The sequence below is a fragment of the Claveliimonas monacensis genome (assembly GCF_014982975.1).
Classification (GTDB): domain Bacteria; phylum Bacillota; class Clostridia; order Lachnospirales; family Lachnospiraceae; genus Claveliimonas; species Claveliimonas monacensis.
On sequence record NZ_JADCKL010000031.1, the window covers coordinates 1 to 1882 of the forward strand.

Here is a 1882-nt window from a genome sequence, read left to right on the forward strand (position 1 = left end):
GGTAGTGTCAAATAAGTTATGAAAAAGCGAAGCCTAAAAAATAGGCTCCGATTGAACCTTGAAAATCGCAGATATGAAGTTTGATGGCAGCTCACGCCACCCTTGACAGCACACAAAAGCAATGCTCTGAACGCCTTATCGACGGCGGAGGACTCAGGAACAGGCTGATTTCTCCGTCTGGGCCACAGCATTGTAGCATTGCTTTTGTGTGCCATCAAGGGTAAATCCCTCCGGGATGGCTGAGTTGTTATCTCCGGCTCCGGATCTAGGAACAGACTGTATCTCCGCTCCCTGACTTTTGCATCTGCAGGATTGTCTGCTGGCCAAGGAAGATGAGAAGCTGCCACTTGCCGGGCATATTTTCGGCATTCTCTAAGTGTCCTACTTTGTTGAGGACCTGGTAGCCCTTATGTTTATGCGGCCTGAGAAAGTTGTAGTAAGCTACCCAGAGAGCAAGATCATAGCCTGCGCCATTGATGCTGTCAAAGCCGTTTGTCTTACGGTAAGAAGCCTTATAAGTACGGTTGAGCCGTTCGATCATCTGCTTGAAGGGACGGTGATCCGTGGAGACGGCATCATCGTTGGTAAGGCCGATCACCTGGGTGATCTGGAAAGTAAACGCTTCCCCAAACTTTTTTGCGAACTCCATAGCGGCAAGGGGATAGGCGCTGTAGCCATCTGCAATGAATTTAAAGTTTTCCGGAAGCTTTTTTAAGCCCTGGAAGGCCATGCGCATGGCAAGGATGCAGGGGCCGACTCCACGGTTGTCAGAGACCTGATAGCCGATGATGGAGCGAGTAGCAGCATTCATGATAAGCCAGACATAGGTCTTGATGCCCCGTACCTTGATGTAGGTCTCGTCAGCAGTAAAGACGGATCCTTTTGCGTAAGGGTACAGGTCTACAAAGGGTTTCACGCAGACAGCGGCGGTTTTGCAGTAGTTGGCGATCTGCTGGTGAGAGATGTTGATGTTATACAGGTCTTTAAGAGCCTGGGAAGTTTTTCTGAGCGAAAGGCCGAGATTTACGCGGAGGGTCAGGCACAGGGACATGACATGGGTGTTATATTTGCTGAACCTGAGGGAAGAGGCGCCTTTGGGGAGAGAGTTTAAGTCCATGCGAAAAAAATCTATCGTAAACTGGCGGTAGATGTAATGGAGCTTGTATTTATTCTTTCCGTAGTCCTCCTCCAGATCCTTTTTGTCAACCTTCTTCAGATTGTGGAGATAGTAAGGGCAGTGAGGATTTACACATTTATGGAGGATGAAGTGTTTCCGTTCCTTCTTAGCCACAAGAGAATTGCCGCAGTGAGGGCAGCGAAGGGTAAACTGCTTGGAGAAACGGTTTTCTCCGGGAGAGAAGTTAGTACTACAGACCTTACAGCTAAGCTGCCCTGCTTTGCCGTTGTTGCGGTAGAGATAAGGTTTGGGAGCGCCGCAGGAAGGGCAACAGCAGTCATCGGGGATGTCACAGGGTTTGCGCCTGACGATGGGCCTGATATCTTGATCATAGCGATGCTTGAAGTAAGGGATGAGGAGTTGCCAGTGCCAGTCATGCTGGTGGAACTGGACCCTTGGAAGTTCATCAATCTTGAACTTCTGGTATTTCGGGGAATGGGAGTCATCAAACGCCCACTGTTTGAGTGGGATGTATCTGCAGATAAAATTTAATAACCAGCAATTCATCTGATAAAGGTATTGAATGATGGTGAGAAGATAAAGTATAATGTCCATGAGCATTGGCTCCTTTCGGGGATGTTGTTTTGGTCGATGACATTATACACGAAAAGGGAGGTCAATGCTCTTTTTATTTGCAAACCTCCAAAAGATCAAGGTAAAACGTAACTTTAACCAATAAAAAGCATGGTAGTTTTGGACACTACC

Annotated in this window: 1 protein-coding gene; it reads right to left on the reverse strand. The window is 47.8% G+C overall.

Annotation, left to right across the window (positions count from 1 at the left end; translation table 11 throughout):
• Nucleotides 1-265: 265 nt before the first annotated feature.
• Entirely contained in the window at nucleotides 266-1732 is a 1467-nt protein-coding gene (locus INF30_RS14880) for a DDE-type integrase/transposase/recombinase (protein ID WP_226395716.1), read from the reverse strand.
• Nucleotides 1733-1882 lie beyond the last annotated feature (150 nt).